At 63.6% G+C, this 24,613-nt stretch carries 23 protein-coding genes and 2 tRNA genes; 11 read left to right on the top strand and 14 right to left on the bottom strand.

Annotation, left to right across the window (positions count from 1 at the left end):
- Positions 1–185: 185 nt before the first annotated feature.
- The 6 genes from yciH to AV059_RS08865 form a co-directional block, all read right to left on the bottom strand.
- Positions 186–479: a stress response translation initiation inhibitor YciH gene (gene yciH, locus AV059_RS08840; protein WP_004516073.1), complete on the bottom strand. Its 294-nt coding sequence runs from the start codon at positions 477–479 to the stop codon at positions 186–188.
- A 44-nt stretch (positions 480–523) separates the two neighbouring features.
- Positions 524–2,758: a DUF3488 and DUF4129 domain-containing transglutaminase family protein gene (locus AV059_RS08845; RefSeq protein ID WP_058994013.1), complete on the bottom strand. Its 2,235-nt coding sequence runs from the start codon at positions 2,756–2,758 to the stop codon at positions 524–526.
- The gene (locus tag AV059_RS08850; RefSeq protein ID WP_058994015.1) at positions 2,755–3,729 is read right to left on the bottom strand and encodes a DUF58 domain-containing protein; all 975 of its coding nucleotides are present in this window, start codon (positions 3,727–3,729) and stop codon (positions 2,755–2,757) included. The genes AV059_RS08845 and AV059_RS08850 overlap by 4 nt, the downstream gene beginning before the upstream one ends.
- The gene (locus AV059_RS08855; protein WP_058994017.1) at positions 3,726–4,685 is read right to left on the bottom strand and encodes a MoxR family ATPase; all 960 of its coding nucleotides are present in this window, start codon (positions 4,683–4,685) and stop codon (positions 3,726–3,728) included. The genes AV059_RS08850 and AV059_RS08855 overlap by 4 nt, the downstream gene beginning before the upstream one ends.
- A 193-nt stretch (positions 4,686–4,878) precedes the next feature.
- Positions 4,879–5,148, bottom strand: coding sequence for a hypothetical protein (locus AV059_RS08860; RefSeq protein WP_058994019.1), 270 nt, complete (start codon positions 5,146–5,148; stop codon positions 4,879–4,881).
- Between the two features lie 81 nt (positions 5,149–5,229).
- Positions 5,230–5,913 carry a class I SAM-dependent methyltransferase gene (locus AV059_RS08865; RefSeq protein ID WP_058994021.1) on the bottom strand — a complete coding sequence of 228 codons (684 nt, stop codon included), beginning with the start codon at positions 5,911–5,913 and terminating at the stop codon, positions 5,230–5,232.
- Positions 5,914–6,075: 162 nt separating this feature from the next.
- Here AV059_RS08865 and AV059_RS08870 point away from each other — a divergent pair, with 162 nt between their 5' ends.
- Positions 6,076–7,419 (top strand): tryptophanase, encoded by a 1,344-nt coding sequence (locus AV059_RS08870; protein ID WP_058994023.1) that lies wholly within the window; start codon positions 6,076–6,078, stop codon positions 7,417–7,419.
- Positions 7,420–7,517: 98 nt separating this feature from the next.
- Positions 7,518–7,736: a hypothetical protein gene (locus AV059_RS08875; protein WP_058994025.1), complete on the top strand. Its 219-nt coding sequence runs from the start codon at positions 7,518–7,520 to the stop codon at positions 7,734–7,736.
- On the opposite strand, the gene AV059_RS08880 is transcribed toward AV059_RS08875, so the two are convergent.
- The 7 genes from AV059_RS08880 to AV059_RS08910 all read right to left on the bottom strand — a co-directional run bounded on the left by AV059_RS08880 (position 7,693) and on the right by AV059_RS08910 (position 11,796).
- Entirely contained in the window at positions 7,693–8,670 is a 978-nt protein-coding gene (locus tag AV059_RS08880; protein WP_058994027.1) for a 5,10-methylenetetrahydromethanopterin reductase, read from the bottom strand. The genes AV059_RS08875 and AV059_RS08880 overlap by 44 nt on opposite strands.
- Complete coding sequence (locus tag AV059_RS08885; RefSeq protein WP_058994029.1) at positions 8,657–9,430, bottom strand: coenzyme F420-0:L-glutamate ligase; 774 nt, start codon at positions 9,428–9,430, stop codon at positions 8,657–8,659. Before AV059_RS08885 ends, AV059_RS08880 begins: the two co-directional genes overlap by 14 nt.
- Before the next feature lie 109 nt (positions 9,431–9,539).
- A complete protein-coding gene (locus tag AV059_RS08890) occupies positions 9,540–10,028 on the bottom strand; it encodes a metallophosphoesterase family protein (RefSeq protein WP_058994031.1) in 489 nt (162 codons plus the stop codon).
- A 74-nt stretch (positions 10,029–10,102) separates the two neighbouring features.
- A complete protein-coding gene (locus AV059_RS08895) occupies positions 10,103–10,399 on the bottom strand; it encodes a winged helix-turn-helix transcriptional regulator (RefSeq protein ID WP_195156642.1) in 297 nt (98 codons plus the stop codon).
- Between the two features lie 121 nt (positions 10,400–10,520).
- The gene (locus tag AV059_RS08900) at positions 10,521–11,174 is read right to left on the bottom strand and encodes a hypothetical protein (protein ID WP_005537126.1); all 654 of its coding nucleotides are present in this window, start codon (positions 11,172–11,174) and stop codon (positions 10,521–10,523) included.
- A 426-nt stretch (positions 11,175–11,600) separates the two neighbouring features.
- Positions 11,601–11,673, bottom strand: a tRNA-Asp gene (locus AV059_RS08905).
- 50 nt (positions 11,674–11,723) lie between these two features.
- Positions 11,724–11,796 (bottom strand) — tRNA-Asp (locus tag AV059_RS08910).
- 276 nt (positions 11,797–12,072) lie between these two features.
- Between AV059_RS08910 and AV059_RS08915 the strand changes: the two genes are divergently transcribed.
- Genes AV059_RS08915 through AV059_RS08945 form a run of 7 tightly spaced genes read left to right on the top strand, consistent with a single transcriptional unit; the run spans position 12,073 to position 20,657 of the window.
- On the top strand, positions 12,073–12,300 hold the full coding sequence (locus AV059_RS08915; RefSeq protein WP_004959115.1) for a DNA-directed RNA polymerase subunit H: 228 nt from the start codon (positions 12,073–12,075) through the stop codon (positions 12,298–12,300).
- Positions 12,300–13,865, top strand: a complete 1,566-nt coding sequence (locus tag AV059_RS08920) for a DNA-directed RNA polymerase subunit B'' (protein WP_058994033.1) — start codon at positions 12,300–12,302, stop codon at positions 13,863–13,865. Before AV059_RS08915 ends, AV059_RS08920 begins: the two co-directional genes overlap by 1 nt.
- Before the next feature lies 1 nt (position 13,866).
- On the top strand, positions 13,867–15,693 hold the full coding sequence (gene rpoB, locus AV059_RS08925) for a DNA-directed RNA polymerase subunit B (protein ID WP_053969352.1): 1,827 nt from the start codon (positions 13,867–13,869) through the stop codon (positions 15,691–15,693).
- Positions 15,690–18,599 (top strand): DNA-directed RNA polymerase subunit A', encoded by a 2,910-nt coding sequence (locus AV059_RS08930; protein WP_058994035.1) that lies wholly within the window; start codon positions 15,690–15,692, stop codon positions 18,597–18,599. Before rpoB ends, AV059_RS08930 begins: the two co-directional genes overlap by 4 nt.
- A 2-nt stretch (positions 18,600–18,601) precedes the next feature.
- Positions 18,602–19,789: a DNA-directed RNA polymerase subunit A'' gene (gene rpoA2 / locus AV059_RS08935; protein WP_058994038.1), complete on the top strand. Its 1,188-nt coding sequence runs from the start codon at positions 18,602–18,604 to the stop codon at positions 19,787–19,789.
- The gene (locus AV059_RS08940) at positions 19,789–20,214 is read left to right on the top strand and encodes a NusA-like transcription termination signal-binding factor (RefSeq protein ID WP_058994039.1); all 426 of its coding nucleotides are present in this window, start codon (positions 19,789–19,791) and stop codon (positions 20,212–20,214) included. Before rpoA2 ends, AV059_RS08940 begins: the two co-directional genes overlap by 1 nt.
- A 59-nt stretch (positions 20,215–20,273) precedes the next feature.
- The gene (locus AV059_RS08945) at positions 20,274–20,657 is read left to right on the top strand and encodes a hypothetical protein (RefSeq protein ID WP_228841771.1); all 384 of its coding nucleotides are present in this window, start codon (positions 20,274–20,276) and stop codon (positions 20,655–20,657) included.
- Positions 20,658–20,683: 26 nt separating this feature from the next.
- On the opposite strand, the gene AV059_RS08950 is transcribed toward AV059_RS08945, so the two are convergent.
- Positions 20,684–23,071, bottom strand: a complete 2,388-nt coding sequence (locus AV059_RS08950) for a methyl-accepting chemotaxis protein (RefSeq protein ID WP_058994043.1) — start codon at positions 23,069–23,071, stop codon at positions 20,684–20,686.
- 472 nt (positions 23,072–23,543) lie between these two features.
- Between AV059_RS08950 and AV059_RS08955 the strand changes: the two genes are divergently transcribed.
- The gene (locus tag AV059_RS08955) at positions 23,544–23,972 is read left to right on the top strand and encodes a 30S ribosomal protein S12 (protein ID WP_004515440.1); all 429 of its coding nucleotides are present in this window, start codon (positions 23,544–23,546) and stop codon (positions 23,970–23,972) included.
- A gap of 2 nt (positions 23,973–23,974) precedes the next feature.
- Complete coding sequence (locus AV059_RS08960; RefSeq protein WP_058994045.1) at positions 23,975–24,595, top strand: 30S ribosomal protein S7; 621 nt, start codon at positions 23,975–23,977, stop codon at positions 24,593–24,595.
- Positions 24,596–24,613: the final 18 nt, after the last annotated feature.

Consider the following 24,613-nt stretch of genomic DNA (forward strand, 5'->3'; position numbering starts at 1 on the left):
ACTCAACCCTTGTTTCGATCAGTCGCTACCTGAAGCTCCCACGACGGCAAAAAACAGCCAGACCTGAACCACTCATAGCCGATCGCAGCGCACACTCGCAAGCAGATCCAGCTGAAAAGCTGGCGAGCAGGTCACAGCAGCGGCTTGCCACGGCGCTCTCACGAGAACCGTTGGCAGTCAGGAGTTCAGGCGACGTTGAAACCTTTGTCGCGGAGGAAATCCTCGACGCGGCCCGTGTGATTGCCCTGGAGCTCTATCTGCCCGTCCTCAACAGTGCCACCGCAGGCGAACTTCGATTTGAGGTCTGAGGACAGCGAGTCCATGTCGACGTCTTTCGGGTCGAATCCCTCGATAATCGTTACCTCCTTCCCGTAACGGCGCTCGTCGATGCGGATGTTAATCTCCTGGGACTCCTTAGCGACGTCCTCACAGACGCAGAGCTCCTCAGGCAGCCCGCACGTCGAGCAGACTTCCGACATTACAATCGCGCCTACGAACACGACCTATTAAACACTGTCGGGGACTATCGCTCGGAGACGATCCCGTCGGCGATTTCGACGGCTTCGTCGGCCATCGCCTCGCTCACTTCGCCGCCGTACCGGAGCTGTTCTCGTAGCGCCGCCAGCCGCCGGACCCGGTCATCGGCCTCTATCGCGTCGAGATACGCCCGTACCGTCTCGCCGTCCTTGCGGCCCCGGTGTTCCTTCCCGAGGACGTGCATGGCCCGCTGGAACGCTCGCTCGACGTCGGTCTCGGGGTCCACGCGGCGCTGGTAGCGCAGCCACACCGCCCGGTAGGCTCGCCCGCTGAGGCCGGACCGACGCGCGCCCGCCGCGATGCCGAGCAGTGCAACGACGCCGAGCGTCATCTCCTCGCGTGACGGGAGCTCCGGCAGGCGCAGCTCCCTTCTCTCGTCCGTGTCTGACTCCCCTGCTGTGCCGGTGGGTGTGTCGGATTCCGTGGCCGTTGGTGTCTCCGTCGGCTCGGTCTCGGTCCCGTTGGTCTCAGTCAGCGGGGCGGGCGTCGACGTGTCGGATGGCGTGTACTGCTCTACCGGGTTCCCGTCGCCGACGGTGGGCGACGATTCGTCCGAACTCGCGTCTTCGATACGTTGCTGTCTGACCGCCTCACGCGGCCCGGATGGCGTCGGGTCAAACTGTACCCAGCCCTGTTCGGGGAAGTACACCTCGACCCAGGCATGAGAGTTGAGCCCGCGCACGACCCACTGGTTCTCGTCGATTCGCTGGCCGGCGGTGTACCCGACGGTCATGCGTGCCGGGATGCCCTGGGTCCGGAGCATCGTCACCATCGTCGTCGCGAAGTAGACGCAGTACCCTTCGTCCATCTCGAAGAGGAAGGCGTCCGCGACGTTGAAATCGGGGCGGTCGACATCGAGTGAGTAGCCCTTGCTGTCCTGCAGCCACCGCTCGACGACCAGCGCCGTCTCGTAGGGGTTCTCGGCGTTCGCGGTGAGAATCGCCGTCCGCTCCCCGACCCGGTCCGGCGTGCTGTCGGGGAGCTGGGTGTACAGCTCCACAGTCGCGTCGTCGTAGTCAGTGCCGGCCGCACGCAGCCCGTCGGGGGTTGCCACGAGCAGTTCGCTTCTGACTTCGTAGCTGTCGCCCGTCGACAGCGTGTCGTCGGGCTGGAACCCGCCCTCGCTGGAGACCGATACCGACGGCCCCCCCGAGTAGCGGACGGGCTTCCAGGCAGTCGGGACGGTCCCGATGGTCGACTCCGCCCGGAACTCCTGTCGAAGCGTCCGGGTCTCCCCCTCAGGAGAGTCGAGCCGCTGGTCTTCGTACGGAATGGGGTTCCCCGTCCGAACCCACCCGTTGCCGGTGTAGCGGTCGTAGGAGGCGACCCGCCAGTAGCGCGGTTCCTCGCTTTCGACCGTGTACCGTATCTCCGGCGTCAGCGAGATGCTCCCGAGCACCGAGAGTGACTCCCCGGCGTCGAAGAGGCTCCCCTCGACGGTCTGGCCTCCTGACCCGTCGTCGTACGACAGCAAACTGTCCCGGGTAATCGGGATCTGCGAGAGCGCCGCCGGGACGACGATTATCGCCGCCAGCTGTTCGAGGACGGCACGCCGCCCGGCGTCGATGCCCTCGCTGTCGTCGTCCGTCTGTCCCGTCTCGCTGCTGCCGGACATCGCATCGGGCCGCTTCGTCAGGTCCGCCGGCTCGTCCGCCGACAGCGTATCGAGCGTCCCGAAGCCGATCGTCGCCGCGATGCCGACCACGCCCAGCAGCGTCGTCACCACGCCGGCGTCGGTCGTCAGAGCGAAGAACGCGAGCGCTGTGCCGGCCGCCATCGTCGCCGTCACGTACCAGCGCCGCAGCGCGAAGTACCACGTCAGAAACACCGGTGCCGGCGCGAACGACAGCACCCACAGCCTGACCTTGGCTATCTGGAGCAACGACCGCCCGGTCAGCAGGGCAGCGGTGTCGCCCAGAAGCTCTGTTATCGCCGGATTCGTCGAGAGGTTCAGAATGTACGCGCCGAGCCCGCCGGCGAACAGCACTGCGCCGACGCCGATCGCGAGAGGCGGTCTGAGCACGCGGGCCAGCAGCGTCGCGCCGACGAGCGAGAGCGCGGTGAGCGCCAGAAACAGGGTCGGGTCGCCGACCACGTCGCTGAGATAGTACATCGTCCGCAGCGGCGCGCCGATGGCTAGCGCCGCCGCAAGCAGCGCCAGTATTCGTGACCCGCTCCAGGGGATCCGGTCGCGGACACGCTCTGTGACTGCGGCGCTCATCCGTTCACCTCCCCCGCGATGGGGTTGTCTCGACTGGCGGTCACAGCAGCGAAGGACTGGCGGCGGCCGTCGACCGACACCGTGACCCCGTCGCCGTTGGCTGTGACAATCACATCGGCGTCGTCCACCCGGTCGGTCTGGCCCGCGTCAGCCCGGGCCAGCAGTTCGAGCAGTCGCGTCCGGTGGGTGTCGCCGTACCCCTGCTCGACCGCACCGTTCGGAACGGCGAGTTCGACGGCCAGACCGCTCTCCAGCGCGGCCATCGTGATGGTCGCCGCCGCGGCGGCCATCTCGTCGGCGTGGCCCTGCTGGGCTTCCGCGGCAACGAGCAGGGTCCGGTCGCTCCGGTTGTCAGTGAACTCCTTGACTAACAGGTCCTCGCGCTTGGCGCTGGATTTCCAGTGGACGTCCCGCAAGGAGTCGCCGCTGACGTACTCCCGCAGTCGGTCGAACGACTGCCGGTCCTCGCTCTCCGGCGTGAATGTTCGCGCGAACGCGTCTGCTCCGCCCAGCCGATAGACGGGCGGATACACCAGCACGTCGGCCCTGCTCCCGATGGTGTAGCTCTCTCTGATAAGTCCCAGCGCGTCCGTCACCGTCACCTCGGCGGGGCCGACCCGTTGCTCACCCCGGGCCGTGTAGGTGACCCGGTATGCCACCGTCGCCGGCAGAGACCTGGTGACCGTCGTCTCGCCATCAAGCCCCGCGGAAAGCCGAGCGGTGACCGTCGCAATGCCGCTCCCGTCAACGCGGAACTCGACGGTCCTCGTCTCGCCGGGAAAGCCACGGCGGAGGGGACTCCGTTCGACAGTCGGCGCGCCGCTCCAGCGAACCTGCACGGCGGCGACGAACACGCCGACGAACAGCGGGCCGGCGACGGCGGTGAGCCCGGGCTGACCGAATCTGGCACTGACCAGAAGGGCGGCACCGGCGACGGCGAGGACGACGAAACCGCGTCGTGTCGGTCTCATTCGACGTAGACGGTATCGAGTGCCTCCGCGACGAGTGCCCGGGCGTCCTGCTCGCTGCTCTCAGTGCGGATGCGATGTGGGAGGACAACTGGCGCTTCCGTCTGGACGTCGTCAGGAATAACGTAACTGCGGCCGTCGAGCACGGCCCGGGCCTGTGCCGCTCGGAGCAGCGAGATGCTCCCTCGCGGGCTGACGCCCAGTTGTGCGTTCTCCCGCGTGTACCGCGCCAGCCGGGTCGCGTACGAGCGGATGGGTTCCTCAACGGCCACCTCGGCCACCGTTTCCCGGGCGGCGGACAGCGCATCGAGGGTGGCGACCGACGTGAGGTCCTCGATGGGATGGTGGCCCACCACGTCACCCAGCATCTCCGTCTCCGCCGCCTCGTTCGGATAGCCGAGATGTAGTTTCGTCATGAACCGGTCGAGTTCGGCCATCGGCAGGTCGTAGGCCCGGTTCTGTTCGACCGTGTTCTGCGTGGCGATGACGGTAAACGGCTGTGGCACGGGATGTGTGGTCCCATCGACGGACACCTGCTGTTCCTCCATGGCCTCAAGCAGCGCCGACTGCGTCTTCGGCGGCGCGCGGTTGATCTCGTCGCCGAGGACGACGTTGGCGAAAATCGGACCCGGCCGGAACTCGAACTCCTGTGTCTTCTGGTTGTAGATGTTGACGCCGGTCACGTCGGTCGGGAGGAGGTCTGGCGTGAACTGGACGCGCTTGAACTCGCCGTCGAAGGACGCGGCGACGGAGCGAGCAAGCATCGTCTTGCCGACGCCGGGGACATCCTCAAGCAGGACGTGGCCGCGGCCGAGCAGCGTGATGACGATGTGTTCGATGGCGTCGTGTTGTCCGACGATGACCTGCTCGACGTTTTCGATCACCTGATTGGCGACGCGTGTGGCGTCGCGGAGGGGACTGTCCGACTGTTGACTGTGTGGAGTGTCAGTGCCTGTCATAGTCGCGCTCTCGTGGGACGACGCCTTGGCACGGGGACTGGTGGGATAGTCTGCCCTGTCGACCAGTAAGTGTCTTGTGTGGGTGCCACATCCTCCGGGCCGTTCAGTTGTAGCCGCGTCTACGGCGTGAGCATATGTAACTCTGTGGATGGGTGAGAACAACACATATCCGATTCACGGCCGGAAGCGCGGTTCACCAGCACTTGCAGGCCCCACAGACGAGGAGACCGTCCTGTGTCCACCGGCGCTCGACGACCTCGCCACACTCGGCACAGGCCGCTCCCTCGGGCGACCACGCGTACGTCGTCACGGCCGGGTCGACCGCGTCGGTTGTGGCTTCGGCGTCGGGGGCTTCGCTTCCCGCCTCTGTAGTATCGTCTTCCGCAGACGTACCGCTCTCTCCCTCGTCCTCGCTCTCGTCGCCAGCGTCGAGAAAGTCCTCCAGCGAGGTGTCTTCGGCCATACACGTTGGTTTTGCCCGCGGCCACAAAATACCCTGTCGGTCGTTCCGCCTTCGATCTGCGTCTCGACTGGCTATCGGCCGTTATTCGGTGGCGACGCCGACGGTCAGCAACGTTCCCAGTTCGCGATAGCGCTCGACCATCGCTTCACGCGTCTCGAACTCGTCCGTGGGGAACGCGTCTGCCGGCGGAATCTCCACCTCGCGGTCGGGGATCGTGTCCTGTGTGGCCACAGCCAGACCCGCTTCGCGGAAGGCCTCGCGGTACTCCGGGCCGCTCCAGCGGGTCATCTCGATGTCGATGAACTCCTGCCACTCGTGGGAGTGGACGTTCTCCTCGTAGTAGTTCACCGCGATGTGGGCGGTCCCACCGGGTCGCAGCACCCGCGCGATTTCTTCGAGAGTGTGTAGCGGGTCGCTGGCGTAGTAGAACGCCTCCATCGAGAACACGTGGTCGATACTGTCAGTCGCAAACGGCAGGGCGTCGAAGTCACCACGCAGGAACCCAATACCGTCGTCGTCCGTGTACTCACGGGCGTTCCGGAGCATCTCCGGCGACCCGTCGAGGCCATAGCAAGGACCGGCGTCGTTGGTGTCCCGGAGCGCGCGGAGCGCGTAGCCCGACCCTGTCCCGAGGTCGAGTACCGTGTCGCCCGGCTCGACCGGCATCCGGGCGAGGACGTGCTTTGCGGTGTGCCAGTGCCGGTCCTCCATTCCTCTGTCTTTGCCTTCGGCCGCCCACGCGTCGAATTCCTCGCGAACGCTCATACGTTCCTCCAGCAGTTGCGGCCTCAAAATGCCCGCTATTTTGGCCTGCCAGAAAGACGTGTCCACCGATAGCCGTACCCGTCTGGTGATGGACATCTCAGCCCACTTCTGTACACAAAATATCAGATAGAAGATAAGTCTGTCGGCGTACTGCGACACAGCATGCGCTCGTATAAGGCCAAATCGGTAACATCGATACAGCTTCCGCCCCGTGAGCAACGTGAGACCGCGCTCACCGAGGCCGGACACAACGTCTTCAACCTCGCTGCGGATGATGTCTTTATTGACTTGCTGACCGATTCGGGGACTGGCGCGATGAGTGACGACCAGTGGGCGGACTTAGTTCGGGGAGACGAAGCGTACGCCGGATCGCGCTCGTTCAAACGCTTCCGTGAGGCGGTTGCCGACGTGATGGGGTTCGACCGCGTGGTCCCGACACATCAGGGCCGCGGCGCGGAGAACGTCCTGTTCGGAGCGCTGCTGGACGACGGTGACGTCGTTCTCAACAACACGCATTTTGACACCACCCGCGCACACGTGACGAATCAGGGCGCAGTCGCGGTTGACTGCCCGGCAGAGACGGACCTGACCACTGATAGTGTCGGGACGTTTGCTGGAAACTTCTCCACAGACCGGGGGTGGGACGCCGTTGAGCAGCACGGGCAGGACGCTGTTTCGGCCGTCGTCCTGACGATCACGAACAACTCCGCCGCCGGCCAGCCGGTGTCGATGGAAAACATCCGCGAGACAGCCGCCTTCGCCGCGGAAATCGACGCAACGTTCGTCATCGACGCCTGTCGGTTCGCTGAAAACGCACAGTTCATCAAGCAACGGGACCCCGAATACGCCGATACGCCCCTCAGTGAGATTGCCCGCGAGCAGTTACGCCCCGCGGACGCAATCACGATGAGTGGCAAAAAGGACGCACTCGCAAACATCGGCGGGTTCACCGCCGTCCGCGACGCTGCCCTGTTTGAACAGTGTAAACAGCGTGCGATCCTGTACGAAGGGTTCCCGACCTACGGGGGCCTCGCGGGCCGAGACCTCGAAGCGATGGCCACTGGTCTGCGTGAAGCGGTCCAGCCGCCCTACGTCGCCGAGCGGATCGAACAGGTCGCAACCCTCGGCGACCTTCTGCGTGAGCGCGATATCCCGATCGTCACGCCGACCGGTGGTCACGCCGTCTACATCGATGCGGCCACCCTGCTCCCAGACATTCCTGCTGACCAGTTCCCCGGACAACGGCTCGTCTGCGAACTTTACCGCGAAGGCGGCGTCCGGACAGTCGAACTCGGCTCCTTTGCCTTCCCCGAGACCGACCGTCCGGAACTCGTCCGTCTCGCCCTGCCTCGCCGGACGTACTGGCGCGAACACCTCGAACACATCGCGGAAACCGCTGCACGTGTTCGTGACCATCGCGAGGAGTACTCCGGTCTGGAAATCGTCTGGGAGCCTCCGATGGAAGAACTCAGGCACTTCTCAGCCGAACTCGAACCCGTTGCGTAGGGTCGTTCGCCCGTGGTGCTGTGCGATAGCGGCTCCCGGGCGTCCACGAGGTGACCGGGAACGCAAACGCAAAGTAGGGCCACGCTAACGTTCAGGTAATGCAAGGACTGCTGTCGGAACTGCTCCAGAGCATCATCGACATGCCCGGCTGGTTCCTCGACGTGGCACTGAACGACCCGCTGGCGGCACTCATGCTCGCCGTCGGTGCCGTCATCACGACCGTCTCGGTCGTCTTCTTCGGGTACCTGTCGCTGGGGGCCGCGCTTTCGTTGTTCAGCGGCTCCGGCGGTCGAGGACCGCCCCAAGCAAATCGATAGCTGTCTCGACATCCGGCCCGAGCGGCGACGCGAACACCACGCTATCAGCGTGTTCTTCTAACGCCGCTGTCCGCTCAGCTACTGTCTCCGGCGTCCCGGCGATACAGAACGCGTCCAGCATCGCCTCTGTCACGCCCTCGAACGCGGCCGAGAACTCGCCAGCCGAGATCGCCTGCCCGATGTCGTCGGCGGCCTCGTGGTCGATGCCGTGGCGGTCGAGCACCGGCGGCGGCGACCCCGCGGCGACGAACGCGACCGGTGGGCGAGCGGCCTCCCGCGCTTCGGCCTCGTCCTCGGCGACCGAGACGCTGGCGTAGGCTGCGAGGTCGAACTCACCGTATTCTTCGGGTCGCTCGTCGGCCATCTCTTCTACTTGCTCGCGTGCCCACGCGAGATCTTTTGGATGCGCGCCGTTGTACAGCGCCCCGTCGGCGTGTTTCGCCGCCATCCGGGTCATGTGCGGCCCCTGCGCGCCGACGTACACCGGAATCTCATCGACCTCGTAGTTCAGCCCGGCGTCGACGGCCTCGAACGTCCCGTCGTGGTCGACTCGTTCGCCGTCCCAGAGCTTCCGCGCAGTCGTGAACGTCTCAAGCACGCGCCGCAGTGCGTTGTCGTGGCCGAAGCCGAGGTTGCTGAGCGTCGATTTATCCCCCGGCCCGATGCCGAAGACGGCCCGCCCGTCGCTCAGTTCGTCGAGCGTTGCGACCCGCGAGGCCAGCGTCACCGGGTGCGTCTCGTAGGGGTTGGCGATGCCGGGGCCGAGCAGCACCTCATCGGTCCGCTCGGCCATCGCGGTCAGCGACATGAACTGGTCGCGGTTGTTGTAGTGATGGCTGACGTAGACGGCGTCGAGCGCGTTCGATTCGGCCTGTTCGGCAAACGAGGCGAGCTGTGCGACCGGGTGTTCCGGGGTGAGTTCAATCGCGTACATGGGACCACTCTCTGAGTGCTTGTCTGACTACGTCCTTCTCCGGGTCGCGGAACAGTTGCTCGCTGCCCGCGTGGTCGCCGAAGTCAAAATCGCGAACGACTGCGGCAGGTGTTCCGCCGTCGCCCTCGCCGGTGACGAGGTTGGCTGCGGCGGCGAGTTCGTCGACGACGGCCTGAACGGTAGCTTCGAGTTCGCGGCCGTCGCGGTCGTGTTCGCCCCGCCAGTCCCGAGAAGCAGGGAGACCGGCCCAGCCCAGTGCGACGCCGCGCTGGCCGAGGCGGAACGGCCGCCCCGACGTGTCGGTGACGATGACGCTGGGTTCGACGCCCGTCCGCTCGCGGATGCCGTCGCGGATCGCTTCGGCCTCCGCTGTCGGGTCTTCGGGGAGCAAGAGGAGGTCCGCGCCGGGCACGTTCGAGCGATCGATGCCCGCGTTGACGGTGATGTGCCCGAACTCCGTCACGCCGAGGATGAAGGGGGCTTCGACCAGCACCTCCTCGCATTCGTCGAGAATCGCCTGTGCCATCCGCGGGTCCTTCTCCTCGTCGGCGATGTCCTCGATGGTCGCCGCGATGCCCTCGGCGCGCTCGCTTGGGTCGTACGATGACAGCGACCGCCCGCGTCCGTTGGCTTTGGAAACGATGGTGCTGGCGACACAGACCACGTCGTCGTCCCGCAGGTCGGCCTGCTCGACGAGCAGTTCGGCCACGTCGTCGCCAGGGCGGACCTCGGGCACCCCCTCGACCGCGAAGACTTCCATACCACTTGTGCGGTCTCTGCCCGAAAAAGACCCGCGTTCGCTGCAAAGCCGGACAACAGTGGCAACAGCTGCCGGTACATCGCGGTCGCGACGGCGCTCACCAACCGCGCTACAGTTCATGCTGGGCCACGTCAATCGAGCCGTCCTCGACTGTCGCGGTCAGCATCGTCGGGTGGTCTGCCGGCGAGGCCCCCGTGACACTTCCGGGGTTCAGGAGTCGTACACTCTCGTAGACGATGTCTGTCTGTTCGTGGGTGTGGCCGGCGACGCCAACGGCGCTGCTGTCGGTTTCCTCGCGGACCGCAGCGGCCACACGGTCCGCCCAGCCCTGATGCGGGCCAGTGCCGTGTGTCACGACGAACGTGACGCCGCCGAGTTCGACTGTCGCCCGCTCCGGCAACCCTATGTCTGGGTCGATGTTACCCGAAACGGCGGTCAGTTCTGTCGCCATATGGCGGATGTCAGCGAGCGCTCCTTTGCTGTCGAAATCACCGGCGTGGATGACGTGGTCGGCGACCTCGATGCGTTCCCGGAACGACGGCGGAATCTCGTGTTCCCGGGAGGGGATGTGCGAATCGCTGATGAGAGCGACATCCATACCGACCCATCACGTCGGCGTTCGAAAAGGGTTACTGCCACGGAAACGGGTGCCAACTGGTCGTCCCGGCGGCGCTACTCTGTGGACGAAAACACGTCTCGCAGCCCGTCCAGCTGTTCGACCAGCCGGTCGATGCCGTCGTTGATCGTTGCGACCCGCTCGTCGATGTTGTCGACCGGGATCGCGCCCTGTGGCGTCGGCTCGATGAGTTCGTCGTCTTCCAGCATCCGTAGCGAGTACCGTACCTTGTGTTTCGGGACCCCTGTCTCCTCGGCGAGCCGAACGATACCGATCGGCCCGTTTTCGATGACGGCTTCGAGGATCGACAGGTCCCGCCCCTCCTTTTCGACCTGGTCTTCTAGTCGGTCCATTCCCATAGCAAATCGTATCTGTGCATTTAGGGTCGTGACACATAAACGCCTCAGTTGCGGCACTGCGACGCGGGTTGTCCCTCTGTACCGCTCTACAAATCCGTTTCTGAACTGTCAGTCGCTACTCGTCCGAAACTGGCGTCCGTCGAAGTTCGTCGAGCTGGTCCCGGAGCTTACTCAGCTCTGTCTCTAGTTCTTCGCGGCGGTCGATGAGCGCACTCAACTCCTCCGTGTTGACCGAGTAGTCGTTGTCCATCGCCACGTCCAGCGCGTCGGTCGTTGCGCTCGTGAGGTCGGACGCGACCCGCAACACCTCGCTTGGCGTTCCGCGGGACTCGTACAGCTCTTGTTCGCCAGACAGCGGGCTGTAGGTCACCATCGGCGACTCGACGCCGCGGTGGTAGCTCACTGCGTAGCTCGTGTCCGTCACCGGATTGAGGCGGTCGTCCGCCCGCTCCGTTCGGACGATATTGAACGGCTCGGCCAGCGCGGGAAACGTGTCGGCGAGGTCCCGAAGCCGGTCCGCGGCGGTCACGTCCAGCTGTGCCTCCACGTCGCCGAAGAACTGCCGGGAGTTGGTGAGGCTAAATGCCACGGTATAAAACACTGACTCGTCGCTGTCTGCCAGATTGCGAACGCGGTCGCGGACCTCCTCGTGACGGCCCTCGATAGTGAGCTTCTCCAGTTCCTCAAGCAGCGCCCGGACGCCCTCCTCGCGTTCGAGGAACGCCTCGACGATCGCGCCGGGCATCTCCTCGCCATCCACGTCCTCCATGGCCCCTCTTTTGCGGGGCCTCGTAAACAGTTTGTCGCTGGCAGCCGCTAATCGGCACGCCTTACAACCAACACAAAACATATGCCGCACCGCGTGGAGTGATAGCACGTCCGACCCCGGTGGACGGACACTATGACAGGCCAAGGGGGCACTCCCCCGGACGTCTGCTATTGTGCCGGGTGTGTGATATCAGTATATGCCGTCTTATCGACCAGTAGGTGGTGTTTACTACCTACTTGATGGTTACTAAAGTGTGTACTAGAGTGAGATGTAGAGCGACGAGACGCCTCGCTGGGGAGTTGGGTTAGAGAGAAACGCCCGGAGCGGGATTTGAACCCGGGCAAACGCTCGCTGCGCTCGCGTTTGCGTGATTCAAATCCGCTCATTACGGATTTGCGGCTCACGAGTTTGTTCGCCGCAAAAGTACGCCCGGAGCGGGATTTGAACCCGCGTCACAACCGTGACAGGGTTGTATGATGGGCCACTACACCATCCGGGCAGCCCACGAACACCACCACACGATGCTCGTCAGTTGGGTTGCAATAGGAACGCCCGGAGCGGGATTTGAACCCGCGTCACAACCGTGACAGGGTTGTATGATGGGCCACTACACCATCCGGGCCTTCGTTGCATTTCTTCGTACCTTGGTGTCGGTATTAAGACTTTCCAAAGCGACCCGCCTCGGGATGAGTGCACATGACGGGACCCAAAGTTCTATGTCTGGTCTGCTTCATGTGGTTGGTAGGAGCAACCACGCCCGCAGGTCGTGAGGGTGGGCGGGTCCGATAGCCACGGCAGAGCGACTTGGCAAGTGTTATATGAACCCCGACAGTATGACCCTGTAGTATCTCGTGACAGCCACCTTCTCCAGCAGCAGGCCAAACGCACACGCACACACATGGTAGATGTAAGTCAACACGACCTCGTCCCAGACCACAGTGTCGTCGACGAGGACGACCTCGAAGCAGTACTCACGGAGTATGAAATCAAGAAAACGGACCTTCCGAAGATCAAACGCACCGACAAGGCGCTGCCCGATGACGCCGAAGTCGGTGACGTAGTTCGGATCGTCCGCGACTCCAGAACGACGGATGAAGCCGTCGTGTACCGACTGGTGGTAGAATAATGGACACACAAGATCGCCGCGCTATATCGCGTGAATATTTCGCCAAGGAACGGCTCGCCGAACACCACTTCCGCTCGTTCAACGCATTCCTCGACCGGGGAATGCAGCAGGTCGTCGACGAGAAGGAAACCATCGAGACCGACATCGGTGACAAGGAAGGGCAGGAACCGGTGTGGGTCGAACTCGGCGACGTCCGCGTCGTCACCCCACGGGTCCGCGAAGCTGACGGCAGCGAGGAACTGCTGTACCCGCAGGAAGCCCGACTTCGAAACATCACCTACTCCGCGCCGGTGTTCATGGAGATGGCCATCGTTCGCGGTGGCGAGGAAGAACCGGAGGAAGTTGTCGACCGGACGGAGACCAAGATCGGGCGGATGCCCATCATGGTCGGGTCGAACAAGTGTAACATCGCGGGCTTCACCGACGAGGAGCTCATCGACATCGGCGAGGACCCTGCAGACCCCGGTGGCTACTTCTGTGTCAACGGCTCCGAGCGGGTGCTGATGACCAGTGAGGACCTCGCCCCGAACAAGATTCTGGCCGAGTACGACACCAAGTACGGCGACGAGGTGCAGGTCGCCAAGACCTTCTCCCAGCGCCGTGGCTACCGCGCACTGGTGCTGTGTGAACGAACGCGGGACGGGCTGCTGGAAGTCTCGTTCCCGTCCGTCTCGGGCAGTATCGACTTCGTCACGCTGGTCCGCGCGCTGGGGCTGGAGTCGGACGAGGAGATCGTCCACCGCGTCAGCGAGGACCCGGAAATCGTGAAGTTCATGCTGGAGAATCTTGAGGAGGCTGAAGTCCAGACGACCGAGGAAGCCATCGAGACGCTGGGCAAGCGTGTCGCCTCCGGGCAGGGCAAGAACTACCAGCTCAAGCGGGCCAACTACGTCATCGATCGCTATCTCCTCCCGCATCTGCACGAGGAAGGCGTCGAGGAAGAAGAGGTCCGCATCAACAAAGCATTCTACCTCTGTCGGATGGCCGAGGCGTGTTTCGAACTCGCACTCGAACGCCGCGAATCCGACGACAAGGACCACTACGCCAACAAGCGGCTGAAGGTCAGCGGCGACCTGATGACCGACCTGTTCCGGACGGCGCTGAACAAGCTCGCCCGGGACGTGAAATACCAGCTGGAACGGGCCAACATGCGGAACCGTCAGCTGTCGGTGTCGACCGTCGTTCGCTCGGACGTACTGACCGAGCGACTCGAGCACCCGATCGCGACGGGGAACTGGGTCGGCGGCCGCTCCGGCGTGAGCCAGCTGGTCGACCGGACAGACTTCATGGGGGTGCTGTCACACCTCCGCCGACTGCGCTCGCCGCTCAGCCGCTCCCAGCCACACTTCGAAGCACGGGACCTGCACGCGACCCAGTGGGGTCGCATCTGTCCCTCCGAGACGCCTGAAGGCCCCAACTGTGGGCTGGTGAAGAACTTCGCCCAGGCGATGGAACTCTCACAGGACGTATCGGACCCACAGGGTCTCAAACAGGAGCTTGCCGAGATGGGGGTTCAGGGCATCCCCGGTATCGAGTCGATCGAACAGCAGCCCGCGGACGATTAATATGAGTCAGGGACGCGAAGCCAAAGTATACGTAAACGGTAGTCTGGTCGGGACACATCCCGACCCGGAACAGCTCGCAGAACAGGTACGACAGGCGCGACGACGGGGGGACGTCTCCCAGATGGTCAACGTCTCGGTCAAGAACCGGACCGGGGAAGTCATCATCAACGCCGACGCCGGCCGTGCCCGACGCCCGCTGCTGGTCGTCGAGGACGGCGAACCGCTGATGACCGACGAGGAGGTCGAGCAGGTGAAAAACGGCGAGCTCGAATTCGAGGAGCTCGTCGAACGCGGCCTCGTCGAGTTCATCGACGCTGAGGAGGAAGAGGACATCCTCGTCGGTGTCGACGAGGACGAACTCACCGAAAACCACACGCACCTGGAAGTCGACCCGCAGCTGATGTTCGGTATCGGTGCCGGGATGATTCCCTACCCCGAGCACAACGCTTCACCCCGTATTACGATGGGGTCGGGGATGATCAAGCAGTCGCTTGGCCTGCCGTCGGCGAACTACCGTATTCGTCCGGACACGCGCCAGCACCTGCTGCACTACCCGCAGCTGTCGATGGTCAAGACCCAGACCACCGAACAGATCGGCTACGACGACCGCCCGGCGGCACAGAACTTCGTCGTTGCCGTCATGAGCTACGAGGGGTTCAACATCGAGGACGCGCTCGTGATGAACCAGGGGTCGGTCGACCGCGCGCTCGCCCGCTCACACTTCTTCCGCACGTACGAGGGCGAGGAACGGCGCTACCCCGGCGGTCAGGAGGACCGCTTCGAGATTCCCGACGACGAGGTCCGCGGCGCTCGCGGCGAGGAAGCGTACACGCACCTCGACGACGACGGCCTCGTCAACCCCGAAACGAAGGTCGGCGAGAACGCCGTCCTGCTCGGCAAGACCAGTCCGCCCCGGTTCCTCGAAGAGCCTGACGACATGGGCGGTCTCTCACCGCAGAAACGCCGGGAGACGAGCGTGACGATGCGCTCGGGCGAATCTGGCGTCGTGGACACGGTCACACTGATGGAAGGCGAAGACGGCTCGAAGCTCTCGAAGGTCTCAGTGCGTGACGAACGCATCCCCGAACTCGGGGACAAGTTCGCGTCACGGCACGGCCAGAAGGGTGTCGTCGGCCACATCGCCCCGCAAGAGGATATGCCCTTCACCGAGGAGGGTGTCGTCCCGGACCTCATCATCAATCCGCACGCACTGCCGTCGCGGATGACCGTCGGCCACATCCTTGAGATGATTGGCGGAAAGGTCGGTGCGCTCGAAGGCCGCCGTGTCGACGGTACCGCCTTCACCGGCGAGGACGAGGAGGAACTCCGGGGCTCACTCGAAGAGCACGGCTTCGACTCCAGCGGCAAGGAGACGATGTACTCTGGCGTCACCGGCGAAAAGATCGACGCGGAGATCTTCGTCGGCGATATTTTCTACCAGAAGCTGTACCACATGGTCTCGAACAAGCTGCACGCCCGTTCACGCGGGCCGGTGCAGGTCCTCACCCGCCAGCCGACCGAGGGGCGCGCCCGCGAAGGTGGCCTGCGTGTGGGTGAGATGGAACGGGACGTGCTCATCGGGCATGGTGCGGCGATGGCGCTCAAGGAGCGCCTGCTCGATGAGTCCGACCGCGAGTGGATCAACGTCTGTGGACAGTGTGGGATGACCGCCGTCGAGAACGTCGAGCAACGGCGCATCTACTGTCCGAACTGTGAGGAGGAGACCGACATCCACGAGGTCGAGATGTCCTACGCGTTCAAGCTCCTGCTTGACGAGATGAAGGCGCTCGGAATCGCCCCGCGGATCGAACTGGAGGACGCAGTATGAGTTCACAACAGACACCCCAGGAAATCGGTCAGCTCAGCTTCGGGCTGATGGACCCAGAGGAGTACCGAGAAATGTCGGCCACCAAAGTGATTACGGCCGACACGTACGACGACGACGGTTTCCCTATCGACATGGGGCTGATGGACCCACGACTCGGGGTCATCGACCCCGGTCTAGAGTGCAAGACCTGTGGGAAACACAGCGGGTCGTGTAACGGCCACTTCGGCCACATCGAACTCGCCGCACCCGTTATCCACGTCGGGTTCGCGAAGCTCATCCGCCGACTCCTGCGCGGGACCTGCCGGGAGTGCTCCCGGCTCTGTCTCGACGAGCACGAGCGCGATGAGTTCGCTGACCGACTGACCCGGACCCAGGACCTCGGTCGCGACCTCAACGACGTGACCAAGGCCGCCATCCGGCAGGCCCGTAAGAAGGACCGCTGTCCGTTCTGTGGCGAGAAGCAGTACGACATCAAACACGAGAAGCCGACCACCTACTACGAGGTGCAGGACGTGCTGGCCTCGGACTACCCCGAGCGGATCGCCGCCGCGATGGAGGAGTCCGAAGAGCCGATTTCGCCGATCGACCTCTCCGAAGAAACCGGCATCGACAGCAGCCGTGTTCAGGAGATACTCAGCGGCGAGTTCCGGCCCCGTCAGGAAGACCGCCGCGCTCTGGAGAAGGCGCTGTCGGTCGACCTGACCGAGGAGGACATGAACAAGCTGATGCCCAGCGATATCCGGGACTGGTTTGAGGACATCCCGGACGAGGACATCGAAGTGCTGGGGATGAAGCCGGCCCGTTCCCGACCGGAATGGATGATTCTGACGGTGCTGCCGGTGCCGCCGGTGACCGCTCGCCCCTCGATTACGCTGGACAACGGCCAGCGCTCCGAGGACGACCTCACCCACAAGCTCGTGGACATCATCCGCATCAACCAGCGGTTCATGGAGAACCGTGAGGCGGGTGCGCCACAGCTGATTATCGAGGACCTCTGGGAACTGCTCCAGTACCACGTCACCACCTTCATGGACAACGAGATTTCGGGCACGCCGCCGGCGCGACACCGCTCCGGCCGGCCGCTGAAGACCCTCTCCCAGCGCCTGAAAGGCAAGGAAGGCCGATTCCGTGGCTCGCTGTCCGGGAAACGCGTGAACTTCTCCGCTCGTACCGTCATCTCGCCGGACCCGACGCTCTCGCTGAACGAGGTCGGTGTGCCGGACCGGGTCGCCAAGGAGATGACCCAGACGATGAACGTCACCGAGCGCAACCTTGCGGAAGCGCGACGGTACGTCTCCAACGGGCCTGAAGCCCACCCCGGCGCAAACTACGTCAAGCGGCCAGACGGTCGCCGACTGAAGGTGACCGAGAAGAACTGCGAGGAACTCGCGGAGAAGGTCGAACCGGAGTGGGAAGTGTCCCGCCATCTGGTCGACGGCGACATCATCATCTTCAACCGCCAGCCGTCGCTGCACCGGATGTCCATCATGGCCCACGAGGTCGTCGTAATGCCGTACAAGACGTTCCGGCTGAACACGACGGTCTGTCCGCCGTACAACGCTGACTTCGACGGGGACGAGATGAATATGCACGCCCTCCAGAATGAGGAGGCCCGGGCCGAGGCCCGCGTCCTCATGCGCGTGCAGGAACAGATGCTCTCCCCGCGCTTCGGTGAGAACATCATCGGGGCGATTCAGGACCACATCAGCGGGACCTACCTGCTGACTCACACCAATCCGAAGTTCAATGAGACGCAGGCGCTTGACCTGCTCCGGGCGACCCGCATCGACGAACTGCCCGAGGCCGACGGCGTCGACGAGGGCGGCGAGGAGTACTGGACCGGCCGCTCGCTGTTCTCGGAGCTGCTGCCGGACGACCTGAATCTGGAGTTCACGTCCTCTGCTGGCGACACTGTCGTCGTCGAGGACGGCCAGATGACCGGCGGCACTATCGACGAGGACGCCGTCGGTGCCTTCGGCGGCGAAATCGTCGACACCATCGCCAAGGACTACTCGCGGACCCGTGCCCGGATTCTCGTCAACGAGGTCTCGGCGCTGGCGATGCGGTCGATCATGCACTTCGGGTTCTCGATTAGCATCGACGACGAGTCCATCCCGCGGGAAGCCGAAGAGCAGATCAACGACGCCATCGACAGCGCGTACGACCGCGTCGAGGAACTCATCGAGACCTACGACCGCGGCGAACTCGAATCGCTGCCCGGTCGGACCGTCGACGAGACGCTCGAAATGAAGATCATGCAGACGCTGGGCAAGGCACGTGACTCCGCCGGTGACATCGCCGAGGACCACTTCGGCGAGGACAACCCGGCCGTCATCATGGCCGAATCCGGTGCGCGTGGGTCGATGCTGAACCTGACCCAGATGGCCGGCTGTGTCGGCCAGCAGGCAGTCCGTGGCGAGCGGATCAACCGCGGCTACGAGAACCGCACCCTCTCCCACTTCGAGGAGAACGACCTGTCGGCGGACGCCCACGGCTTCGTGGAGGCCTCCTACCGCTCCGGGCTCGGCCCGAAGGAGTTCTTCTTCCACGCGATGGGTGGCCGCGAGGGGCTTGTCGATACGGCTGTCCGGACGTCGAAGTCCGGGTACCTGCAGCGCCGCCTCATCAACGCCCTCTCGGAACTCGAAACCCAGTACGACGGAACTGTCCGGGACACCTCGGACACCATCGTCCAGTTCGAGTTCGGCGAGGACGGCACGTCGCCGGTCGACGTGTCCTCGAATCAGGACGGCGACATCGTGGATGTCGATCAGATCGCCGACAGCGTCCTCGACGAGGAGTTCGAGAGCGAGAAACAGAAAGAGAGCTTCCTCGGGACCCGCACCGAGCGGACCAACCTCTCGGAACACGCGGACGACTGGTGGATGGCCGAGGGTGACGACTAACAATGACAGCACACGACGTATCAGCAGACATCGAAGCCGTCGTCGAGGACACTGAGCTGCCGCGACGGCTGAAAGACGAAGTGTACAGCACTATCGAGGACCGCGGCGTCGGCGTCGACGACGCCGACCGCATCGCCAAGGCTGTCGAGACTCGCTACCTCGACACGCGCGTCGACCCGCTGGACCCGGTCGGAACCGTCTCAGCCCAGTCCATCGGCGAACCGGGAACGCAGATGACGATGAACACGTTCCACTATGCGGGGGTCGCCGAGATCGACGTGACACAGGGCCTGCCACGGCTCATCGAGCTGGTGGACGCCCGGAAGACGCCGGACACGCCGATGATGACGGTCCACTTAGACGAGGAGTACGCGACGGACCGCGAACGCGCCCACGAGGTCGTCTGGAAGATCGAGGCGACGCGCATCCTCGCGCTGGGTGACATCTCGACGAACGTCGCAGACATGCTCGTCGAGATCGACCTCAACGAGGACACGCTGCTGGAGCGATGGCCGACTGTCAACGACACGGACGCCATCGCCGAGGAGATCGCTGAGACAATCGAGTCGAACCTCGGCGTCTCGACCCGGCAGGCCGGCACGGTCATCGAGTTCGGGCCGGAGGAACCCAGCTACCGCGACCTGCTGCAACTGGTCGAGGAGCTTCGGGAGATCGTCTTCAAGGGAATCGAGGAGATCACCCGCGTCGTTATCCGCAAAGAGGAGACCGACAACGGCGAGGAGTTTGTCCTCTACACCGAGGGGTCGGACTTCGGCGAAGTGCTGGACATCGAGGGCGTCGACGCCTCCCGGACAACGTGTAACAACATCCACGAGATCTACCGGGAACTCGGTGTCGAAGCGGCCCGCGAGACGCTTATCAACGAGACGATGAACACGCTCGAAGAGCAGGGGCTCGACGACGTGAACGTCCGGCACCTGATGCTCGTGGCCGACATCATGACCAACGAGGGGACCATCGAGTCCATCGGCCGCCACGGCATCTCGGGGTCGAAAGACTCCGTGCTCGCCCGTGCAGCGTTCGAGGTGACGGTCAATCACCTGCTCGACGCCGCCATCCACGGCGAGGTCGACGAACTCGACGGCGTCACGGAGAACGTCATTGTCGGGAAGCCGATCAAACTCGGCACCGGTGACGTCAACCTCCGGATGGGTACGACCCAGGACTGATGCGGGTCGAACTCTCGGACGAAGCACGTCGACTGGTCGCCCTCTTCGAGGACGAGGCAGCCGTCACCGTCCGGGATTGCGTCGTCGATGAGGACCACGATCAGGTGGTGTATCTGATCAAACGTGGGGAGATGGCCGACGCCATCGGCCCGGGCGGCCAGACGGTCGAGCGCGTCGAGGAGCGCCTCGGCCGCGAGGTCAAACTCGTCGAAGCCGCCGAGACGGCTGAGGACTTCGTGGCCAACGCGCTCGCGCCAGCCGCGGTGTACAACGTCACCGTCTCGGAGAACGACGACACCGTCGCCTACGTCGAAGTGGCACAAGAGGACCGCGGGGCCGCTATCGGGCGCGACGGGCGAAACATCGATGCTGCCCGGCAACTGGCCAAGCGGCACTTCGAAATCGACGGCATCGAACTGACCTGAGCGGGGCGATTCGAGCGGGACCACGGACCCGCTTACTCGGACAGTCGATGCGGTGACTAATGGGAATCACTTTTTTCATCGGCTGTGAACTGACGGCCATGCCCGAACTCCGGCGTCCAGACGGTGGCGACCTGCTAGCTCCGCTGACTATCGTCGGAATTTACCTGTATCACGCACACGTTTTGGGGGACCCGCCGTCCGTACTTGAAGGCACATTTATGCTGGCGATGTTCGTGTTGCTGGTAGCCTCCAGTCTCGTCGAGGGACTGGTCGCGTCACCGATATACTCACTTACCGGCGGCGGACTAATCTCGCTCTTTTATTTTGTCCGGTTCAGTCAGCGACAGGATATCGGCTCTGGCCTCGGTGCCTGTATCGGGATTCTATTCGGTGGCTACGGTCTGTATCAGTGGTTCGCGTCGAGTACCGAACCGAAACTGTAAGTGACAGGTGAAACAGAAGATCGTGCTCAGTCGTCGCCAACTGAGACATCCGACGCGTCGTGCTCGTACACGTCGGTATCGCTGTGTGTGGTTCCGCTATCGACGTCGAACGTCTGCAGGAGTTCGCTGAGGTCGCCGGCCTGGTCCGACAGGGATTCGATGCCGCTGGTGACTTCGTTGATTGTCGCGGTCTGTTCCTCCGCGGCGGCGGCGACGTTCTCGGCGCTGGACGCGGTTTCCTCGCTGATTGTCCCGACCTCGTCGGTCATCGCCACCACTTCCTCCGTCGTCGCAGCCTGTTCGTCAGTGGCGTCGCTGATGGACTGAATACCGTCGTTGACCTCCTCGACGCGGTCGACAATGGCCTCAAGCGACTCGATGGCGTCGTCAACGGTATCGATGCCGTCCGTGACGGAGTCGCCCATCTGTCTGATGTCGGTCACGGCGTCACCGGTGGTGTCCTGCACATCTTCGATAACCGTCGAGACTTCCTCGGTGGCTTCGGTCGTCTCCTGTGCGAGGCCTTTGATCTCGTCGGCGACGACGGCGAACCCTTCACCCGCTTCACCGGCCCGCGCGGCCTCAATGGAGGCGTTCAGAGCGAGCATGTTGGTCTGTTCGGCGATGTCGTCGATGAGGTCGACGATGTCGCCGATCTGCTCCATCTCTTCGTCGAGGGACTCGACGCGGTCGATTGTTTCGTCTGCTCGCGTCTCGATGTCGTTCATCACTTCGATGGCCTCCGATGCGCGCTCGCTGCCGGTCTCGCCGATCTCGGCAGCTTCGCTCGATGTGGTCGCGACTTCGTTGGCCTGTGCTGCGACCTCTTCGACCGTCGCGGAGAGGCCTGACATCTCATCGACCGTTTCCTCGATGTTCTCGTACTGCGTTTCCGCCCCATCGGCGATCTCCTGCACGGATTCGCTGACCTCCTCGCTTGCGCCACGGACCTCAGTAGCGCTTGCGGTGATCTGGTCGGCGGAGCCGTCGACGTCGTCGGCGAACTCCCGGATTCGCATGACCGTCTGGCCGAGCTGAGCGAGCATATCGTTGAACGCAGCGGCGATGTCGGCCATCGCGTCGTTGTCCGTGTCGGTGTCGAGGCGCTGGGTGAGGTCGCCGTCGGCTGCCTGCCGCATGACGGCCGAGAACTCCTCGGCCTGCTGTTCGAGCGTTCCTGCTATCTCTTCTGCCTCTGCTTTGGACTCTTCGGCCTCCTGCTGGGCCTGTTCGAGGTCGCTGATGAACGATTCAAGATTCCCGTGCATGCTCGATAGCGACGCGCCGAGTTGGCCGGGCACGTCCTTGTCGAGCGCCGGGTCGTCGAACGCCTGTCGGGAGAGCGCGTCGGCCTGTGCGGCGACAGTGTCGAGATAGGTCTTCATCTCGTAGAAGGCGTTCTGGACGTCGCCGACCTCGTCGAGGCGGTCAGATTGTTCGATATCAGTGTCGAAGTTCCCTACTGCAAGGGCTTCTGCCTGCGTCGAGAGCCGTCTGAGCGACTGCATGATGCCACGACCGACGACCACGCCGATGACGGCGAACCCGGCCAGTGAAACACCGATGATGGCGATGAAACTCCCGATAATACTGTCACGCAGTGCGAAGGCGGTCGATTTTGGGGCCTGCTTGACGACGATCCACGGCGTGTCATCGACAGACTCTGCGGCGACCAGGTACGGCCCGCTCCGGGCCACGCCGCTGTCTCCTGTTGTAAGTGCGCTCAGGTTGGCGGAGACGTTGTACTGCGTGCCGATGGTCGAGGCGTCCTCGGCGAACTGGACCGTCCCGTCCTGTCGGACGATCCGCGTTTCACCGCCCTCGATGGAGTTGCGGAACTGGGCCGTCCGTGCGGTCACGTTGTGGACCACGACGACCAGTTTGTCGCTTCGGGCGACCGGGCTCGCGAAGGCGATGTACTTCCCCCCATCGTAGGTGTACACTTTCGACATATCGACCGAGTTCGACCCGGTGACCGAGAGGCTCCCGCCCTCCCACGCGAAGTCATCCGTCCGGAGCGACGTCTCCCGTCGGTCGCTCAGCGACGACTCCTTGATCTCTAGGGTCTCTTCATTGACGTAGTGGATGGCGTACACCGACTCCGGCTGGTAGAACGCTTGCCGCTGTAACGCGCCGCGGATCATCGTCGGACTCCCCTCCTGAACGTCGGACAGCGTCGAGAGGGTTCGCGCGGCGTTTCGCTGGCTCCGAACCCAGTCAGCCGTTGTTGTGGCTGTCTGGACGGCCCCGGTCTGTAGTTCGTTCTCGCGCTGTTCTGTCAGTTCGTCTGCAACCGTCCGCTCCGCGGTGACGCTAACACCTGCAACGAGCAGGGCGATACAGAGAATGATAAGCGCCAGCTTCCGGAGATACGTTTGCCGGACGACATCTGGGAGACGTTGTTCAAGTTTCATAGCTACTACGGCAGGTCTGTCTGAATAACTCAAGCGCCGGTACTAGAAACCACCTGCCCAGTTATCACACCTGATTCCGCACACGCGTGCTGTCTCCTCTGTTTGACGGGCTTGTGGCACCGGGACCTGTGGCTTCTGGCGTGCAGACTGTCGGCTATGCGGCTGTGAGTTGCCTTGCCAATTCAGGCTATCACTCCATCGAAGTGGTTACCACCGATAGTGTCAGTCGACTCCAGCGCGGGGGCGAGGTTGTGGAGAGCGGGTTCCCGACGGACGGCGGGAGTGCTACGTGACACCTTATCCCGGCTGAAACACCGTGCTGACCGCTCCTTTCTCGTTCTCGTGGCCCTCCCCTCGCGTTATCTGCCGCACTTTTCACCGGTCTATGGCACAGAACGCCACACACGCCGACGCTACCGGCTGAGTCCGAAAGAGGAGTCTTAAGTACCTCCGAAAGGTACCAGTGCCTACTATGGCGAACGGCAAGTACGCCGCGCGCAAGCTCAAGAAGGACCGCCAGAAACACCGGTGGTCCGACACTGACTACGCGCGTCGCGAACGCGGCCTGGGCAAGAAGTCCGACCCGCTCGAGGGTGCGCCCCAGGGACGAGGTATCGTACTGGAGAAAGTCGGAATCGAGGCCAAGCAGCCTAACTCCGCTATCCGGAAGTGTGTCCGCGTCCAGCTCATCAAGAACGGTAAGCAGGTCACCGCGTTCTGTCCCGGTGACGGCGCTATCTCTTTCATTGACGAGCACGACGAGGTCACGATCGCGGGTATCGGCGGGGCGAAGGGCCGCGCGATGGGCGACCTCTCCGGTGTTAACTACAAGGTCGAGAAAGTCAACGGTGTCTCTCTCATTGAACTCGTTCGCGGGAACGCGGAGAAACCGGTCCGATAACCATGAGTGCCGAAGACACACCTGAGGCTGACGCTGACGAGGCTGAGGAAGGCGAGCCGGAGACGGCCCGTGCGAAGCTGTTCGGCGAGTGGGAGATCACGGACATCGAGTACTCCGACCCCTCGACCGAGCGCTACATCACTGTCACGCCGATCGCCCATACGATGGGGCGTCACGCGGACAAGCAGTTCAAGAAAAGCGAGATCAGCATCGTCGAGCGGCTGATCAACCGCCTGATGCAGACTGACGAAAACACGGGCAAGAAACAGCTTGCGACCTCCATCGTCACTGAGGCGTTCGAAATCGTTCACGAGCGCACCGACGAGAACCCGATTCAGGTACTCGTCAGTGCTGTCGAGAACAGCGCCCCACGAGAGGAGACCGTCCGCCTGAAATACGGTGGCATCTCGGTCCCGAAGGCTGTCGACGTCGCGCCACAGCGCCGTGTCGACCAGGCCCTGAAGTTCATCGCCGAGGGCGTGTACGGTGGCTCGTTCAAGACCACCACGAGTGCTGCCGAGGCGCTCGCACAGCAGCTCATCGGTGCTGCTAACGACGACGTTCAGGCCTACGCGGTCAACCAGAAAGAAGAGAAAGAACGCGTCGCGGCTGCCGCTCGCTAATCCGGCTGTCTCCGACAT

The organism is Haloarcula sp. CBA1127 (assembly GCF_001485575.1).
Taxonomy (GTDB): Archaea; Halobacteriota; Halobacteria; order Halobacteriales; family Haloarculaceae; genus Haloarcula.

What these genes read in the sequence shown, in the direction of transcription:
- AV059_RS08920 (WP_058994033.1), top strand. Translation starts at nt 12,300, where the DNA reads ATGGACACACAAGATCGCCGCGCTATATCGCGTGAATATTTCGCCAAG.
- AV059_RS08880 (WP_058994027.1), bottom strand. Translation starts at nt 8,670, where the DNA reads ATGTACGCGATTGAACTCACCCCGGAACACCCGGTCGCACAGCTCGCC.
- AV059_RS08875 (WP_058994025.1), top strand. Translation starts at nt 7,518, where the DNA reads ATGCAAGGACTGCTGTCGGAACTGCTCCAGAGCATCATCGACATGCCC.
- AV059_RS08950 (WP_058994043.1), bottom strand. Translation starts at nt 23,071, where the DNA reads ATGAAACTTGAACAACGTCTCCCAGATGTCGTCCGGCAAACGTATCTC.
- AV059_RS08940 (WP_058994039.1), top strand. Translation starts at nt 19,789, where the DNA reads ATGCGGGTCGAACTCTCGGACGAAGCACGTCGACTGGTCGCCCTCTTC.
- AV059_RS08900 (WP_005537126.1), bottom strand. Translation starts at nt 11,174, where the DNA reads ATGGAGGACGTGGATGGCGAGGAGATGCCCGGCGCGATCGTCGAGGCG.
- AV059_RS08890 (WP_058994031.1), bottom strand. Translation starts at nt 10,028, where the DNA reads ATGGATGTCGCTCTCATCAGCGATTCGCACATCCCCTCCCGGGAACAC.
- AV059_RS08915 (WP_004959115.1), top strand. Translation starts at nt 12,073, where the DNA reads ATGGTAGATGTAAGTCAACACGACCTCGTCCCAGACCACAGTGTCGTC.
- AV059_RS08845 (WP_058994013.1), bottom strand. Translation starts at nt 2,758, where the DNA reads ATGAGCGCCGCAGTCACAGAGCGTGTCCGCGACCGGATCCCCTGGAGC.
- AV059_RS08885 (WP_058994029.1), bottom strand. Translation starts at nt 9,430, where the DNA reads ATGGAAGTCTTCGCGGTCGAGGGGGTGCCCGAGGTCCGCCCTGGCGAC.
- AV059_RS08870 (WP_058994023.1), top strand. Translation starts at nt 6,076, where the DNA reads ATGCGCTCGTATAAGGCCAAATCGGTAACATCGATACAGCTTCCGCCC.
- AV059_RS08860 (WP_058994019.1), bottom strand. Translation starts at nt 5,148, where the DNA reads ATGGCCGAAGACACCTCGCTGGAGGACTTTCTCGACGCTGGCGACGAG.
- AV059_RS08850 (WP_058994015.1), bottom strand. Translation starts at nt 3,729, where the DNA reads ATGAGACCGACACGACGCGGTTTCGTCGTCCTCGCCGTCGCCGGTGCC.
- rpoA2 (WP_058994038.1), top strand. Translation starts at nt 18,602, where the DNA reads ATGACAGCACACGACGTATCAGCAGACATCGAAGCCGTCGTCGAGGAC.
- rpoB (WP_053969352.1), top strand. Translation starts at nt 13,867, where the DNA reads ATGAGTCAGGGACGCGAAGCCAAAGTATACGTAAACGGTAGTCTGGTC.
- yciH (WP_004516073.1), bottom strand. Translation starts at nt 479, where the DNA reads ATGTCGGAAGTCTGCTCGACGTGCGGGCTGCCTGAGGAGCTCTGCGTC.
- AV059_RS08865 (WP_058994021.1), bottom strand. Translation starts at nt 5,913, where the DNA reads ATGAGCGTTCGCGAGGAATTCGACGCGTGGGCGGCCGAAGGCAAAGAC.
- AV059_RS08855 (WP_058994017.1), bottom strand. Translation starts at nt 4,685, where the DNA reads ATGACAGGCACTGACACTCCACACAGTCAACAGTCGGACAGTCCCCTC.
- AV059_RS08960 (WP_058994045.1), top strand. Translation starts at nt 23,975, where the DNA reads ATGAGTGCCGAAGACACACCTGAGGCTGACGCTGACGAGGCTGAGGAA.
- AV059_RS08930 (WP_058994035.1), top strand. Translation starts at nt 15,690, where the DNA reads ATGAGTTCACAACAGACACCCCAGGAAATCGGTCAGCTCAGCTTCGGG.
- AV059_RS08955 (WP_004515440.1), top strand. Translation starts at nt 23,544, where the DNA reads ATGGCGAACGGCAAGTACGCCGCGCGCAAGCTCAAGAAGGACCGCCAG.
- AV059_RS08945 (WP_228841771.1), top strand. Translation starts at nt 20,274, where the DNA reads ATGGGAATCACTTTTTTCATCGGCTGTGAACTGACGGCCATGCCCGAA.
- AV059_RS08895 (WP_195156642.1), bottom strand. Translation starts at nt 10,399, where the DNA reads ATGGACCGACTAGAAGACCAGGTCGAAAAGGAGGGGCGGGACCTGTCG.